Below are 14,254 nucleotides of genomic sequence, written 5' to 3'. Positions count from 1 at the left end.
CCTCACTCCCTTTCCAGGATCAGCGTGGCGCTGCCATGCCGATGGCCGAGCAGCCCGCCCGTGCCATGCGCCAGCGCCAGGCCGCAATCCTTCACCTGCACGGCCGGATGCGCTTCCCCGCGCAATTGCCGCACCGCCTCGATCACCTTGGTCATGCCGCCACGATTGGCCGGGTGGTTGTTGCAGAGCCCGCCGCCATCGGTGTTGAAGGGCAGCTTGCCGACGCCCGAGATCAGATTGCCGTCGCGCACAAACCTGCCGCCCTCCCCCTTGGCGCAGAAGCCGAGGTCTTCGAGCTGGATCAGTACGGTGATGGTGAAGCTGTCATAGATGCTGGCATAGCGGATATCGGCCGGCGTCACGCCGGCTTCCGCGAAGGCCCGGGAGCCGGAGAAGCGGGCGCCGGAGAAGGTCAGGTCCGGATAGCCGCCGAACTGCCCTTTGATCGCTTCACCCGTGCCGCGGACTGTCACCACCGGCCGCTTCAGGGTCCTGGCGATCTCCGGCCGGGCCACGATCAGCGCGCCGCCACCATCGCTGATGACGCAGCAATCCAGGCGGTGCAGCGGGTCCGCCACCATCGGCGAATTCACCACCTCCTCCACCGTCACCACCTTCTTCAGCATGGCGTGGGGGTTGTGCTGGGCGTGGTGGCTGGCGGCGACTTTGATCCAGGCCAGGTCCTCGCTGGTGGTGCCGAATTCATGCATGTGGCGCATCGCGCACATGGCGTAGCTGCCGGCGACGGTGCGGCCCATCGGGATCTCGAAGGGATCGTCCGGCACCTGGGCGTTCTGCGCCCTTGCGCCGGTGCCGGTCGCCATGCCCTCGCTGCGCGGTCGGCCGGCCAGGGTGATCAGCGCGATGTTGCACCGGCCCAGCGCGATGGCCGCCGCCGCATGGGCGACATGGGCGAGGTAGGAGCTGCCGCCGATATCGGTGGAATCGACATGGCTCAGCCGGTCGAGGCCGAGATAATCCGCCATGGCCAGCGGGCCCATGCCGGGGGCGTCGCCGGCGCAGAAATAGCCGTCGACATCGTCCTTGCTCAGCCCGGCATCCTGGAGCGCACCGAAGGCGACTTCCGCATGCAATTGCGCGACGGATTTGTCCTCCGCCTTTCGGGTTGGGTGTTCGAAGGCGCCGACGATACAGGCGCTGCCGCGAAGGCTCATCGGGGGGCGGTCCTGGCGTTGTTCGGAGGCAACCTGCCGTCCCCGCCGCCTCGCGTCCAGCATCCCCACCGGCCAAGGATGCGCTATGCTGGGACCATCGGAGGGAGACGAGCATGGATATCACGCCGCAACAGACCATCATCACGGCAGCCAATGCCGGCTACATGTCCGGCTTCGGCAATGGTTTTGAGACGGAGGCGCTGCCCGGCGCCCTGCCGGTCGGCCGCAATTCACCCCAGCGCTGCGCCTATGGCCTCTATGCCGAGCAATTGTCCGGCTCGCCCTTCACGGCCCCGCGGGCGAGCAATGCGCGGTCCTGGCTGTACCGCATCCGCCCCACCGTGGCCCATATCGGCCGCTTCGCGCCGCGCGATGCAGGGCTGTGGCGCAGCGCACCCTGCGCGGAGGAGACCGGCCTGCCGATCCAGCCGCTGCGCTGGGACCCGCTGCCGATCCCGGAATCGGGCGAGACCTTCCTGACCGGGATGCGGACCATCACCACCTGCGGCGATGCGGCGTCCCAGACCGGCATGGCGGCCAGCATTGCGCTGGTCACCCGCAGCATGGTGGACGAGACGTTCTGGAACTCCGACGCCGAGATGCTGGTCATCCCGCAGCAGGGCCGCCTGCGGTTCCGGACCGAATTCGGCGTGATCGATGCCGCGCCCGGGGAGGTCGCGGTGCTGCCGCGCGGCGTCAAATTCCGGGTGGAGCTGTTCCATGAGGAGCCGGCGCGGGCCTATGTCTGCGAGAATTACGGCGGCGCCTTCACCCTGCCGGAGCGCGGCCCGATCGGTGCCAATTGCCTCGCCAACCAGCGCGATTTCCTGTCACCCGTCGCGGGTTATGAGGACATCGAGCGGCCGCATCTGGTCGTGGTGAAATGGGGCGGGCAGCTCTGGCAGGCGGAGATCGGGCATTCGCCGCTGGATGTGGTCGCCTGGCACGGCAATTACGCGCCGTACAAATACGATCTTTCGCGATTCTCCCCGGTCGGGCCGCTGCTGTTCGACCATGCGGACCCGTCGATCTTCACGGTGCTGACGGCGCCGTCGGAAACGCCCGGCACCGCCAATATCGACTTCGTGCTGTTCCCGGAACGCTGGATGGTGGCGGAAAACACCTTCCGGCCCCCCTGGTACCACATGAACCTGATGAGCGAGTTCATGGGCCTGATCCTCGGCCAGTACGACGCCAAGCCGCAGGGTTTCGTGCCGGGCGGCTTTTCGCTGCACAACTGCATGCTGCCGCATGGGCCGGATGCGGAGGCCTTCGAGAAGGCGAGCACCGTCGAGCTCGCGCCCCACAAGCTGGCCAATACCATGGCCTTCATGCTGGAGACGCGGCTGCCGCAGCGGGTGACGGCCTATGCCGCCGCCGTCGCGCAACGCCAGCCGGATTACGAGGCCTGCTGGTCGGGCCTGGTCAAGAAATTCGATCCGACGCGGCGGTGACCTGGATGCTGGATGCGACTCATGATGCGGCACGGCGCAGCCGCGTCGTCTCCGCCAATGGCCATGCGGATTTCCCGATCCAGAACCTGCCGCTCGGCATCTTCGCGCCGCCGGGTGGCGCGAAGCGGGCCGGCGTCGCGATCGGCGACAGTATTCTGGAGTTGGCCAGCGCGCCGCTGACGGGCGTGGCCGCCGAGGCGGTGGCGGCGATGGCGGATGACACGCTGAACAGCTTCTTCGCCCTGGGCGCGGCCCCGCGTCAGGCGCTGCGGGCGCAGCTTTCCGAATTGCTGGCGGAAGGCAGCGACGCGCCGCTGGTGCTGCATGATGCGGAAAATTGCACGCTGCATCTGCCGGCGCGGATCGGCGACTACACCGACTTCTACGCCGGCATCCAGCACGCCACCAATGTCGGCGCGCTGTTTCGGCCGGACCAGCCGTTGATGCCCAACTACAAGCATGTGCCGATCGGCTATCACGGCCGGGCCAGCTCCATCGTCCCCTCCGGCACCGCGCTGCGGCGTCCCAATGGCCAGCGCAAGCCGGCCGCCGAGACGACCCCCAGCTTTGGCCGGAGCCGCAACCTGGATTACGAGTTGGAGCTCGGCATCTGGATCGGGCCGGGCAATGCGCTGGGGGAGCCAATTCCCATCGCCCGGGCCGCCGGCCATATCGCTGGTTACTGCCTGCTGAACGACTGGTCGGCACGCGACATCCAGGGCTGGGAATACCAACCCCTCGGCCCCTTCCTTGCGAAGAATTTTGGCTCAACGATCAGCCCCTGGGTCATCACGCCGGAGGCGCTGGCACCTTTCCGGGTGGCGCAGCCGGCGCGGCCCGAAGGCGATCCGAAGCCCATGGATTATTTGTGGGACGATCAGGACCAGGCGCGGGGCGCGATGGCGCTGGAGTTGGAAGTCTGGCTGACCGTCCCAGGTGAGTCGCCCTTCCGCCTCTCCACCAGCGAGGCGCGCGGCCTGTATTGGACACCGGCGCAGATGGTGGCGCATCACAGTTGCGGCGGCTGTAATCTGCAACCCGGCGACCTGTTCGGCAGCGGCACCATCTCCACCGAAGCCGGCTACGGCTCGCTGCTGGAAATCACCGCCGGAGGCCGCAAGCCCCTCACCTTGCCATCCGGCACCACCCGACGTTTCCTGGAGGATGGCGACACCATCACCCTGCGCGCCCGGGCGCGGCGGGAGGGTTTTGTCGGTATCGGCTTCGGCGACTGCACGGGCACCATCCTCGCCGCGCCCTGATTCTTGGAGGAAATCCCATGTCCGACCGGCCGAAACGGGTCGAATTCCGCGAGGAAGGCCCGCGCGAGGGTTTTCAGATCGAAAAGACCATCTTCCCGCTGGCGGAGCGGGTGAAGCTGGTGGAGGTGCTGGCCGAGACCGGCCTGCACCACATCCAGGTGGCCAGCTTCGTCAGCCCGAAGCACGTGCCGCAGATGGCCGATAGCGCCGAATTCTTCGCCGCCATCCGCAAGAAGCCCGGCGTCCACTACGCCGGCCTCTGGCTGAACGAGCAGGGTTTTGAACGGGCGCGGGCCACGGGTAACGTCGACCTGTCGGGCAAGATTTCGCTCTATGCCTCCGACGCCTTCGCCCAGCGCAACAATCGCTGCTCGGCAGCGGAGATGGCGGAGCGCCAGAAGGGCTGGCTCGACCTCTATGCGAGTGCCGGCGTGAAGCCCGAATACGCGATCATCATGGCCGCCTTCGGCTGCAATTATGAGGGCGATATTCCGCCGGAGCGCGTTGTCGCCCTGGCCCGCTACGCCCATGACATCTGCGCGGAACGTGGCGAGAAACTGCCGCAAATCTTCCTGGCGGACACCATGGGCTGGGGCAATCCAGACCAGACGCGACGCCTGATCGGCATGGTGCGGGACGCGCTGCCCGACACACGCATCGGCCTGCATCTCCACGACACGCGCGGTCTTGGCACCGCCAATGTCATGGCGGCGCTGGAGATGGGCGTGGACCTGTTCGACAGCAGCGTTGCCGGGCTCGGCGGCTGCCCCTTCGCGGCCCATGGCGATGCCGGTGCGGCGGGGAATGTGTGCACGGAAGACCTGGTCTTCCTCTGCCACGAACTCGGCATCGAGACCGGCATCGATCTGGAAGCCCTGGTGGAATGCGCCCGGATGGCGGAACGCCTGATCGGCCGCCGCCTGAACGGCCGTGTCATGCATGCGGGGTCGCTGGCCAAGTACCGGGGCAAGCGGGAACTGGCGGCGTGACGCCATTGGCGGGCGTGAAGGTCGTCGAGATCGGCCAGGTCTTCGCCGGCCCCTTCGCCGGCGCGATCCTGGCCGATCTCGGCGCCGATGTGATCAAGGTGGAAAAGCCCGAAGGCGGGGACGATGCCCGCCAGATGGGCCGCGCCTTCCGCCATGGCGACGCGCTGAACTTTCATGAATTCAACCGCGGCAAGCGCAGCGTGGCGCTGGACCTGAAATCGGCGGAGGGCGTGGCCGCGCTGCATGCCCTGCTCGAACAGGCCGATATCCTGATCCACAACATGCGCCCCGGCGTGCCGGAAGCACTCGGCCTGGGCGGCGCCGAGACCACGGCGCGCCATCCGCGCCTGATCTATTGCGAGATGGGCGCCTTCGGCCATCGCGGCCCCATGAAGGACCAGCCGGGCTATGAGCCGCTGTTGCAGGCCTTTGGCGGGCTGTCCTCCATCACCGGGGAGCCCGGCGGCAAGCCCGTGCGCATGGGCGCCAGCGTGGTCGACCAGGGCACCGGCATGTGGACGGTGATCGGCGCGCTCGCCGCCCTGCAGCAGCGTGCGCAAACGGGGCGCGGCTGCGTCATCAACACATCCCTGTTCGAAACCGCCTTCACCTGGGCCAACCAGAAGGTTTCCGCCTTTGTGAACCAGGGCGAGCAGCCGGTGCGCCATGCCAGCGGCCATCCCGGCTTCGTGCCCTATGAGGCCTTCGAGGCCAGCGACGCGCCCTTGCTGGTCTGCTGCGGCAATGACCGGCTCTTCGCCAAATTTTCCCGGATCCTCGGCCGCGCTGAGTGGATCACGGACGGGCGCTTTGTCACCAACCGCGACCGCCTGACGAACCAGCACGCGCTGCTGCCGATGATCCGCGAGATCATGCGCACGCGCCGCCGCGCCGAATGGCTCGGCCTGCTGGTGGAGGCCGGCGTGCCCTGCGCGCCCATCAACACCATCGAGGAGATGCTGGCCGAACCCCAGGCCCAGGCCATGGAGATGCTCGCGACCCCGCCCGGAGAGGATTTCGTGGTGGTCGCCGTGCCGATCAGCTTCGACGGCACCCGCCCCCTGCCCCGATCCGGCGCGCCCCGGCTGGACGCCGATCGCGGCGCCCGCTTCGAAAGGTAGCGCCGCGTCAGGGCAACGGCAGCAAGCGGCGCAGTTCCGCCAGCACCGCATCCATGTCGAGCGGCTTGGCGAACAGTGCGATCGGCCCCTCCCCCTGGCCGGCAAAGGCCGCTGCCCCACCGGCGGGCGCATAGCCGGTCATCACCACCACCGGCAGTTCCGGCATCTCCGCCCGCAACGCCCGGATCAGCCCGGCCCCGTCCAGGCGGGGCATGCGCAGGTCGGTCAGCAGCAGGTCTGGTCGGCGCGTCCGCGCCGCTTCCAGCGCCGCCTGTCCATCGGTGGCCAGCACCACCTCATAGCCCTCGCCCAACAATTCCTCCTCGATCGCCATGGCGGCAAGCGCTTCATCCTCCGCCAGCAGGATGCATCGGGCCATCATGAAAGCACCTCGACGGGGGTTTGAAGACTGGAGGTTGGCGCGAGCGCCAGGCGCAGGGTGAAGGCGGCACCGCCTTCGGGCAAGTTCCGGGCCTCGATGCGCCCGCCCATGCCGCGCGCGACCGCGGCCGCCAGGGGCAGGCCGAGCCCGCTGCCTCGGCCCGGATCGCGGGTGGTGAAGAAGGGATCAAAGATCAGGTCGCGCAGCGCCTCCGGCACGCCGGGGCCGGTATCCGCTACCTCCAGCACCGCCTCCCCGGCTTCCGCGCCCAGGGTCAGCGTGATGCGCGCGGGGGCGTCGGGGTCATGGGCACCGCGGTCCCGCACCGCGTCCCGCGCATTGATCAGCAATCGCAGCAAGGCCTGCGAAAGCCGCGCGGCGACGCCCAGCACCGGCAGGGTCGTGGCTGTCCCCTGCAAGGTCACCTCGATCCCCTCCGCCTCGCCTGCGAAGTCGCGCAGCGTGGCGGCGGCGGTCTCGGCGGCGTCGAAGACCTCGGCCGCCCCGGCTTCCTCGACCGGCAAGGCGCGGATCTGCGTCACCAGCTTCCCGGCCCGGCGAAGCTGGCTTTCGATGATGTCATGCGCCCGATGCAGCCGGGCGGCCGCTTCACCGCCCTCCAGCCCCGCCGCCGCGGCGCGCGCGTTGCGCAGCCAGAGCGTGGCGGTGTTCAGCGGCTGGCTGGTTTCATGCGCGAGCCCGGCGGACATGGTGCCGATCGTCGCCAGCCGGGCGCTTTGCAGCAGTTCCGCCTGCAGGCGGCGCATCCGGGTGATGTCCCGTGCCGAGCCGAGCAACCTCTCCACCTGGCCCTCCGCCCCCACCATTGGCACCAGCACGGTTTCCCAGACCCGCCACCCGGCGGGCGTCTCGGCCTCCACCACATAGTCCACCGGCTGCTTGATGCTGATCGCCCTTTGCCAATGCGGCAGCACCTGATCGAGCGCCGGTCGCGGTATCACCGCCGCCACCTCGCGCTGTTCGACGGCCGCCGCCGGAATGCCGAAGAGCTGTTCGAAGGCGGGGTTCACGGTCTCGACCGTCAGGCGGTCCGGTGCCTCCACCCGGATGACGAACAGCGCCTCCGCCAGATGGGTGATGAAGGCGGCGCTGCGGGCTTCGCTGGCCACGGCGCGGGCTTCCGCCGCCCTACGATCCGCCACTTCCCGCGCCAAGGCGGCTGGGCTGGGCAGGGCGAGCAGCCGCGGCAGCAGGGGCCAGAGCAGGATGGCGGTCGCCACCGAAATCGCGGCGGTGACCAGCTTGAGCAACCCCTCCGTCACCGGGGCCGGCCGGAACATGGTCCAGGCATGCATCAGATGGGTGGCGCCGCAGGCGATGATGAAGGCGGCGAAGAGGGGGAGGACCCAGGGAAAGGCCAGGTCCTTCCGGCGCCGCGCGAAAACCAGCAGCGCCGCCGGGATTGAGAAATAAGCGAGACCGATCGCGATATCCGAGATCAGATGCAGATATATGACATCTGGCTCAACGAGCGAGCAAAGGCCGGGCGAAGGGACCCACACCGTGGAGAGGTTCAATATGTCCAAGGCCATGCGTGTGGGCGCGATACTTTGACCGACGTTCGGGATAGGCTAGCAGCATAGAAGGGCGCTCGTGGCAGAAACCCCATGATCCCAGGCCCCCGATCACGCGGCCTTGAACACAATTATTGAGATTCGGCGTCACGTTGCAGCCGGCATGAGGCTCACATGGGCCGAAACCACCCGCCAGCCCTCCGGCAGGCGCACCCATGTCTGGCTTTGCCGCCCGACGCGACCGTTCCGGGCGAAGGTAGTGTTCGCGGTGGCGAAATCCCGCCCATGGGTGGTGATGACCGTCCGCAGCAGCTCCCGCTCCAGCCCGACGGAGGGGCGGGAGGCGCGGAATTCCATGATCTCGGCATAGCCGTGCAGGATTTCCGTGGCGCCGTAGCGGATGGTGCGGGGATCGTTCCAGAACAGCTCGTCCAGCACCGCCACGTCATTGGTGACCAGCGCCGTCTCGTAACGCTGGAAGGCGGCGGTGACCTCGGCGACGACCTCGGGGATGTCGATCTGCATCAGAAGGGGTCCTTGGGCGAAGGGCAGCCGGCGATGCCGGCGGTTTGCAGGGCGGCGGCGGCGCGGAACAGCAGATCCTCCCGCCAGGGCGGGGCGACCAGCTGCACCCCGAGAGGCAGGCCATCCGGACCGATCATCGGCACGGAGAGCGCGGGCAGGCCTATGGCCGAAATCGGCTGGGTGAACCAGCCGAGCTGTGGCCGGGCCGGCACCATCCGCCCCTCGATCTCGATCATCGCCGTGCCGATGGGCTGGGCGGCGAAGGGGGTGGTGGGCGTCAGCAGCAGGTCCCAATCCTGGAAGATGGCCAGGGCCGCGCGCTGCCAGGCCGCCCGCACCCGCTGCGCCTGGATCAGCCAGGCGGCGGGCAGCAGGGCACCGCCAAGGAAGCGGTCGCGGGTCAGCGGGTCATAATCCTCCGCGCGGCTGCGCAGATCGGGCAGGTGCAGGCTGCCGCCCTCCGCCAGGGTGATGAGCAGCGCCGCGGCGCGGCCTTCCGCTGCCAAGGGCAGGTCGATGCGGGCGCTGGCGCCGAGCGCCGCGGCCGCCCGGTCCAGCGCCGCGAAGCAGTCCGGCTGGCCGCCCTGGGCGAAATGGCCGCCGGCGATGGCGATGCGCAGGCCCTCCACGCCTGTGCCGAGAAGGCCGGAGACCGGCTCCGCCAGCCGGTCCTGCTGCACCGGATCCGCCGCATCCCGCCCCTGCATGACGTCATAGGCCAGGGCCAGGTCATCCAGGCTGCCGGCCAGCGGGCCGACATGGTCCAGCGAGGTGACAAAGGGAAAGGCGCCGCGCCGCGACAGCCGACCATAGGTCGGCTTCAGCCCCCAGATGCCGCAAAGCGCCGCCGGCACGCGGATCGAGCCATTGGTGTCCGTACCCAGCGCGATCGGCACCAGCCCCGCCGCCACCGCCGCCGCCGAGCCACCAGAGGACCCGCCGGCGACGCGGCTCAGGTCGTGCGGATTGTGGACGGCGCCGTCATGGCTGTTCTCGGTGGTGAAGCCGAAGGCGAATTCATCCATGTTGGTGGTGCCGACCAGCACCGCGCCCGCGGCGCGCAGCCGCGCCAGGGCGAAGGCGTCCGCGGCCGCGGGCGCGGCCTCGCGCCGGATGCGCGACCCGGCGAGGGTGGGCAGGCCCGTCACATCGAACAGGTTCTTCACCGCGATGGGCACGCCGGCGAGCGGCCCGGGGTCCTGGCCTGCCGCCAGGGCGGCATCCACTGCCGCGGCCTCCGCCCGTGCCCGCTCCGCGGTGATGGCGGTGAAGGCGTTCAGCCTAGGATTGGCGGCAGCGATGCGCGCCAGGGCGGCGTCCACTGCCTCCGCCGCGGGCAATTGCCGGGCGCGGATGGCGGCGGCGAGGGTTCGGGCGCTCATGGTGTCGCCCGGAACACAGGCGCCGGCTCATCCTCCGCCGTCAGCGGCACCTGGGCGATCTGCGCCGCGGCGGCGGCGGCGACCTGCCATGTGGCCACCATGCCCGGCAGATGCGTAGGCGCGATCGGCAGGTCCAGCAGGGCGGCGGCGGAGCGGATATGGGATTCAAGATCAGCAGGGGTCATGGGCCGATGTTGGCAAGCGGCGTGCCGCGGATATGACGAGGATCAAGGCGCCGCGCGCCCTCGTCGCCCAATCTGGCTCCGACGCCATCGGGCGAGGAGGATATCATGGCCTTGCAGGATCTTCTGGTGCATCTGGACGGCTCGCCCCGGGCGGCGGCGCGGCTGGACCACGCGGCGGCGCTGGCGGCGCGGCATGACGCACACCTCATCGGCCTCTACGCGGTCGAGACCGCCCTGCCCCTCGCCCTGACGGGCTACTACCCGGTGGCGGAGTTCGGCCAGTTGGTCGAGCGATTCCGGCAGGATGCAGCCGCCAGAGCCCTGGCGGCACGCGGCGCCTTCGAGGAAAAGCTGCGCCGGGATGGGCTGAATGGCGAATGGCGCGAGGTGGACCTCTTCCCCGCCGACCCGGTCGCGCTGCATGCCCGCTACGCCGACCTCACTGTGGTGGGCCAGCCGGAGCCGGGCAGCGCGGAGGAGGAGTCGGATATCGCCATCCTGGAAGCAGCGCTGTTCCAGTCCGGCCGCCCAATCCTGGTGGTGCCCTATGCCGGCAAGTTCCAAGTCACGCCGGAGCGGGTGCTGGTCGCCTGGAATGCGGGGCGGGAGGCGGCGCGGGCGGTGCATGACGCGCTGCCGCTTCTGCGGGCGGCGAGCCATGTCGACGTGGTGGCGGTGAATCCGCGCCAGGGCATCGGCGGCCATGGCGAGGTGCCCGGCGCCGATATCGCCCTGCACCTGGCCCGCCATGACGTGAAGGTCACCGCGCGGCAGATCCTGGCCGAGGATCTGCGGGAGGCTGATGTGCTGCTGAACGAGGTCGCGGATTCCGGTGCCGGCCTGGTGGTGATGGGCGCCTACGGCCATTCCCGCCTGCGCCAGTTCATCCTAGGCGGCGTCACCCGCGGTATCCTGTCGCGGATGACTGTGCCGGTGCTTCTGGCGCACTGACCGGTCTTCTCAGTCGATCCCGAACAGCGCCGCCGGATTGGTCGAGGTCATCCGGCGGAGTTCCGCATCCGAAAAACCCTCGCTCTGCACCAGCAGCAGAAACTCACGCAGGCATTCCACCGGCGGCGGCAACAGGTAGACGCCGCCATCGGAGGACAGGATGCAATTGTCGCCGGCGGCGCGGATGCGCGGCGTGTAGTCCTGCACGGTGCAGACGGAGGAGCTTTTGTGCTTCTCCTCATCCACATGCGTCAGCCCGACCTGGGTGGCGTGGGACAGGCTGAAGAAGGTCAACTCCACATAGCCGCCGAGCGCGACGATCGCCGCGATCTGGTCGGTGCTGTAGCGCGAGCCATGGGTGCGGATGCGCTTGACGCCACGACGCCCGCATTCCTCCGCCAGGATCACGGCCTCGTCCCCCGAGACATGGCCGCAATCGAACACGACATCCTTCTCGGCGCAGAGGTCCAGGATGGCGCGGACCACATCGGGCACCTGGCCGGAGGGAAGCTGGAAGGTGGTCTCCAGGAAGGCTGGGCTACGGCCCTCCTTCTCCGCGATGTAGCGGGTGTGGTGCGTGGGCAGGGAGACGAAGCGGGCGCCGGTGCCCGGGCCGTAGCCATAGCCGATCGCCGCCTTGGCCGCTTCCAGCGTCACGCCGCCCGCCCCGGGCTGCATGATGAGGCCGCCAAAGACCTTGCAGCCGAGATGGCCAAGTTCGTCATTCGCCAGGGCGGCGAAGCCGGAGGTGTTCTGGAAGTTGCACATGATGCCGATGGCTCGCATGCCCGCCGCGGCCGCCTGACGCACCGCCTCGAACACATTCACCGAACGGCCGTTCAGATGGGGCGCGCAATGCACATGCGGGTCGATGGCGCCCTGCAGCAGATGCGTGCCGGGCATGACGTAAGGCATGGGGAGGGTCCTCAGCGGGTGGCTCGGCGCATTTTGTCAGCACAAATGCATCGCGCCTAGCGACCCGGCCGGGTCAGCGTGCCAGCGACCGTCCGGCCAGCACCGCGAGCAGGCCGGCCAGCAGCAGTGGCAGGGCGGCGAGGGACCAGGATTGCGTGGCCAGGGCGCCGATCAGCGGCGGGGCCAGAAGCTGCGCCAGGTTGTTGCCCTGGATCACCAGCCCGACGGCCGGCGCCAGCAGCGCCGGGTTGGGCACGGCACGCGGCAGCAGGGCGAAGCAGGCCGCCGGCAGGACGCCGCCGATGGCGCAGGCCAGTACCGCGAGGCCCGTCACCGCGACCGGGTCCGGCACGAGGTAGACAGCGGCGGCGGTCACCGCCATGCCCAGCGCACCCACCACCACCAGCCGGTCCGCCGCCACGCCGCGCCCCATCAGCAGGCCGGAGACAAGGTTGCCGCCGGCATTGGCCAGCGCCGCCACCGCCGCCGCGGCGCCCGCCCCGCCGGTGCCGGCGCCGAGCGATTCCAGCCGGGCCGGCAGAAAGGCGGCGATGCCGAAATACATGACGTTATAGGTGGCGAAGGCCGCCGCGATGCGCAGCGGTGCCCGCGCCGCGACCAGGGCGCGGAGCTGTCCGAGGATCGGTGCGCGGGTGGGCGCCGTGGCGGCCTCCGCCTTCGGCACCAGCGCCCAGCAGGCCAGGGTGGCGGCGCCGAGCGCCAGGGCCAGCGCCATCCAGGCGAAGCGCCAGCCGGCCGCCTCCACCAGCGGGGCGCTCAGCAGGCCCAGCGCGATGCCGGCCGGCATGTAGGTGCCCCAGAGACCCATGGCGAGGCCGCGATCCCTTGCCGCGACGCTGGCCGTGATCAGTCCCGGCGCCGCGACGGCCAGCAGCAGGAAGCCCGCCCCTTCCACCACGCGGGCCAGCAGCAGCAAGCCGGTGCTGGGCGCCAGCGCCGCGCCGATGGCCGCCAGCGCGCCCAGCCCCAGCCCGGCCAGCAGCGCCCGCCTTGGCCCGATGCGCGCGGCGGCCAGCCCGATGGCCAGCCCACCCAGCGCCGCCATCAAGGCAAATAACGAGACGAGCAGCGCCGCCCCGGCCAGGCCCAGGCCGAATTCGGCGCCGATGGTGGTCATCGCCGCCGGCACCTTGCCGATCTGCGCCGCCCCCAGGATGCCAGCCGCCAGGATGGCGGCGACGGGGGCCCAGCGGGTTGCGGCCGGCTGGATCAGCCGCGGCGCTCGATCAATTCCACGCGGACGCCATCCGGCGCCTGGAGGAAGGCGATGCGCACGCCGGGCCGGGCCTCGGTGGGGCCGGAGATCAGCGGCACGCCCTTGGCCTTCAGATCGGCCAGGGCCGCGTCCAGGTCATCGACGCCGAGGCCGATATGCTCGATGCCGAGGAAGGGCGGCGCCGGCGGCGCGGCGGTGTCGGCCGGCACCTCCTCGACGAACAGCGGCACGCCGGCCAGGTCCAGGATGATCCGCAAACGGCCGCCGGGGGTCACGCGTTGCTTGATCTCGGCGCCGAAGGCCGAAACATAGACAGCAACGGCGGCCTCGGGGTCGGGGCTGCGGAGATGGATGTGGTCGAATCGATAAGGGCTCATACCTTCTTTTCGCCGATTCCGGGGCGGAACTCCAAGAGGCTGCGCGGGGGGTATAGAAACATGATGACTGATGGATTAGAATATTCGTCATGACCACAGCCATCAAAGACCCGCCGGCCCGCCGCGGCGCGACGGCGGAAGAGACGAAGCAGCGGATCGAGGACATGGCGGAGACGCTGTTCCGGTCGATCGGCTACCAGAAGACCACGGTGGCCGACATTGCCCGCGAGCTTGGCATGTCGCCGGCCAATATCTATCGCTTCTACCCTTCCAAATCCGCGATCAATGAGGCGATCGCCGCGCGGATGCTGAATGGGGTGGAGGCGGAGCTCTGGGCCATCGCCCGCAGCCAGGCGCCGGCGCCGGAGCGGCTGCGTACCCTGCTGAACACGCTGCACAACCGACATATGTCCTTGTTTTTCAAGGAGAGGCGGCTGCATGACATGGTCACCGCGGCCATGGCGGAGCATTGGGGCGTGGTCGAGCGCTTCATCGAAGGCATCCGCACCGCCATCCGCCATGTGCTGCTGGACGGCATGGCCAGCGGTGCCTTCGGCCGGCTGGATCCGGAGGCGACCGCGGGTTCAGTGAAGATGGCGGTGATCGGCTTCATGCATCCGGTGCTGATCGCGGAATGCGGCCTTCGGCAGGTGTCGGAGGAGCAGATGGCGCGGGACCTGGCCGCGATGATCGACCTGTTGCTGCGGGGCCTGCGCCCTGACTGATGTTGACTGACGATTATTGACTTTCATCATTTAGCCGCC

The 14,254-nt window shown here is 69.4% G+C and carries 15 protein-coding genes; 6 read left to right on the top strand and 9 right to left on the bottom strand.

The window, feature by feature from the left end:
* Window positions 1–2: 2 nt before the first annotated feature.
* A complete protein-coding gene (locus tag ACVFYP_RS12015; protein ID WP_499200403.1) occupies window positions 3–1,175 on the bottom strand; it encodes a thiolase family protein in 1,173 nt (390 codons plus the stop codon).
* Window positions 1,176–1,288: 113 nt separating this feature from the next.
* Between ACVFYP_RS12015 and hmgA the strand changes: the two genes are divergently transcribed.
* From hmgA to ACVFYP_RS11995, 4 genes are read left to right on the top strand one after another with little or no spacing between them, the layout of a single operon-like run.
* On the top strand, window positions 1,289–2,629 hold the full coding sequence (hmgA, locus tag ACVFYP_RS12010) for a homogentisate 1,2-dioxygenase (protein ID WP_499200402.1): 1,341 nt from the start codon (window positions 1,289–1,291) through the stop codon (window positions 2,627–2,629).
* A 5-nt stretch (window positions 2,630–2,634) separates the two neighbouring features.
* A complete protein-coding gene (gene fahA / locus ACVFYP_RS12005; protein WP_499200401.1) occupies window positions 2,635–3,891 on the top strand; it encodes a fumarylacetoacetase in 1,257 nt (418 codons plus the stop codon).
* Window positions 3,892–3,908: 17 nt separating this feature from the next.
* The gene (locus ACVFYP_RS12000; RefSeq protein WP_499200400.1) at window positions 3,909–4,880 is read left to right on the top strand and encodes a hydroxymethylglutaryl-CoA lyase; all 972 of its coding nucleotides are present in this window, start codon (window positions 3,909–3,911) and stop codon (window positions 4,878–4,880) included.
* Window positions 4,877–6,001 (top strand): CaiB/BaiF CoA transferase family protein, encoded by a 1,125-nt coding sequence (locus tag ACVFYP_RS11995; RefSeq protein ID WP_499200399.1) that lies wholly within the window; start codon window positions 4,877–4,879, stop codon window positions 5,999–6,001. The genes ACVFYP_RS12000 and ACVFYP_RS11995 overlap by 4 nt, the downstream gene beginning before the upstream one ends.
* 7 nt (window positions 6,002–6,008) lie before the next feature.
* On the opposite strand, the gene ACVFYP_RS11990 is transcribed toward ACVFYP_RS11995, so the two are convergent.
* The 5 genes from ACVFYP_RS11990 to ACVFYP_RS11970 all read right to left on the bottom strand — a co-directional run bounded on the left by ACVFYP_RS11990 (window position 6,009) and on the right by ACVFYP_RS11970 (window position 10,010).
* A complete protein-coding gene (locus tag ACVFYP_RS11990; RefSeq protein ID WP_499200398.1) occupies window positions 6,009–6,380 on the bottom strand; it encodes a response regulator in 372 nt (123 codons plus the stop codon).
* Window positions 6,380–7,936 carry a sensor histidine kinase gene (locus tag ACVFYP_RS11985; RefSeq protein WP_499200397.1) on the bottom strand — a complete coding sequence of 519 codons (1,557 nt, stop codon included), beginning with the start codon at window positions 7,934–7,936 and terminating at the stop codon, window positions 6,380–6,382. The genes ACVFYP_RS11990 and ACVFYP_RS11985 overlap by 1 nt, the downstream gene beginning before the upstream one ends.
* Before the next feature lie 129 nt (window positions 7,937–8,065).
* A complete protein-coding gene (gene hpxZ / locus ACVFYP_RS11980; RefSeq protein ID WP_499200396.1) occupies window positions 8,066–8,443 on the bottom strand; it encodes an oxalurate catabolism protein HpxZ in 378 nt (125 codons plus the stop codon).
* The gene (locus ACVFYP_RS11975; protein ID WP_499200395.1) at window positions 8,443–9,825 is read right to left on the bottom strand and encodes an AtzE family amidohydrolase; all 1,383 of its coding nucleotides are present in this window, start codon (window positions 9,823–9,825) and stop codon (window positions 8,443–8,445) included. The genes hpxZ and ACVFYP_RS11975 overlap by 1 nt, the downstream gene beginning before the upstream one ends.
* Window positions 9,822–10,010, bottom strand: a complete 189-nt coding sequence (locus tag ACVFYP_RS11970) for an AtzG-like protein (protein WP_499200394.1) — start codon at window positions 10,008–10,010, stop codon at window positions 9,822–9,824. Before ACVFYP_RS11970 ends, ACVFYP_RS11975 begins: the two co-directional genes overlap by 4 nt.
* Window positions 10,011–10,115: 105 nt before the next feature.
* Here ACVFYP_RS11970 and ACVFYP_RS11965 point away from each other — a divergent pair, with 105 nt between their 5' ends.
* Complete coding sequence (locus tag ACVFYP_RS11965; RefSeq protein WP_499200393.1) at window positions 10,116–10,961, top strand: universal stress protein; 846 nt, start codon at window positions 10,116–10,118, stop codon at window positions 10,959–10,961.
* Window positions 10,962–10,970: 9 nt separating this feature from the next.
* Here ACVFYP_RS11965 and ACVFYP_RS11960 read toward each other — a convergent pair whose 3' ends face one another.
* The 3 genes from ACVFYP_RS11960 to ACVFYP_RS11950 form a co-directional block, all read right to left on the bottom strand.
* Window positions 10,971–11,876, bottom strand: coding sequence for a DUF6282 family protein (locus ACVFYP_RS11960; RefSeq protein ID WP_499200392.1), 906 nt, complete (start codon window positions 11,874–11,876; stop codon window positions 10,971–10,973).
* A gap of 73 nt (window positions 11,877–11,949) precedes the next feature.
* Window positions 11,950–13,050: an MFS transporter gene (locus ACVFYP_RS11955; RefSeq protein ID WP_499200481.1), complete on the bottom strand. Its 1,101-nt coding sequence runs from the start codon at window positions 13,048–13,050 to the stop codon at window positions 11,950–11,952.
* 56 nt (window positions 13,051–13,106) lie between these two features.
* Window positions 13,107–13,490 carry a VOC family protein gene (locus ACVFYP_RS11950; RefSeq protein ID WP_216877957.1) on the bottom strand — a complete coding sequence of 128 codons (384 nt, stop codon included), beginning with the start codon at window positions 13,488–13,490 and terminating at the stop codon, window positions 13,107–13,109.
* Window positions 13,491–13,579: 89 nt separating this feature from the next.
* Here ACVFYP_RS11950 and ACVFYP_RS11945 point away from each other — a divergent pair, with 89 nt between their 5' ends.
* Window positions 13,580–14,215, top strand: a complete 636-nt coding sequence (locus tag ACVFYP_RS11945; RefSeq protein ID WP_499200391.1) for a TetR family transcriptional regulator — start codon at window positions 13,580–13,582, stop codon at window positions 14,213–14,215.
* Window positions 14,216–14,254 lie beyond the last annotated feature (39 nt).

Source organism: Roseomonas sp. F4 (genome assembly GCF_053891155.1).
This window is presented reverse-complemented; position numbering and strand designations above follow the sequence as displayed.